Here is a 660-nt window from a genome sequence, read left to right as displayed (position 1 = left end):
CAACGGCAGCGCCACGGTCAGTGCCGGCGGCGCCGGACAGGCCGGTGGCAACGCCGGCGCCGGTGGCGACGGCGGCGCGGGCGGCAAGGGTGCGGCCGCAGGTACCGGCGACATCGCCGGCAACGCGGGTAACGGTGGCGCTGCCGGCAACGGTGGCGCGGCAGGTATCGCGGGCAAGGGCGGGACCGGCGCGGCCGGCTCGAACGGGGTGGCCGGTCTCAACACCAACGCCGGCTACACCGGCGGAGATGGTGGCGCCGGTGGTAACGGCGCCGACGGCGGCAAGGGCGGCAACGGCGGTACGGCCGGCGGGATCGGCGCGACCGCAGGCGCCAATGGCAACGGTGGCGCGGCCAGCGCCGGCGGCGTCGGCGGCGCGGCCGGCAAGGGTGGTGCCGGGGTCAACGGCGCCACGGGTGTCGCCGGGGTCAATGCCGGCGCAGGCCAGGCCGGCGGCGACGGCGGCGCCGGCGGCAAGGGCGGCACGGGTGGAACCGGCGGAACCGGCGGCAACGCTGGCACCGGAGGAACCGGCGGCACCGCAGGACTCAGCGCTAAGGGCGGCGACGGCGGACTCGGCGGAAACGCCGGCACCGCAGGCACCGGCGGCCGCGGCGCCGACGGAATCGTCGGCTTCATCGACGGCGGGGCCGGCGGGCT

1 protein-coding gene is annotated in these 660 nt (G+C 78.6%); it reads left to right on the top strand.

The genetic code is table 11. The annotated features are described in order from the left end of the window. Positions 1-660, top strand: a 660-nt coding sequence (locus ACZY1I_RS32165) for a hypothetical protein (RefSeq protein WP_463761700.1), incomplete at both ends; no start/stop codon positions are given.

The sequence above is a fragment of the Mycobacterium sp. IDUB_37 genome, assembly GCF_055419245.1.
This window is presented reverse-complemented; position numbering and strand designations above follow the sequence as displayed.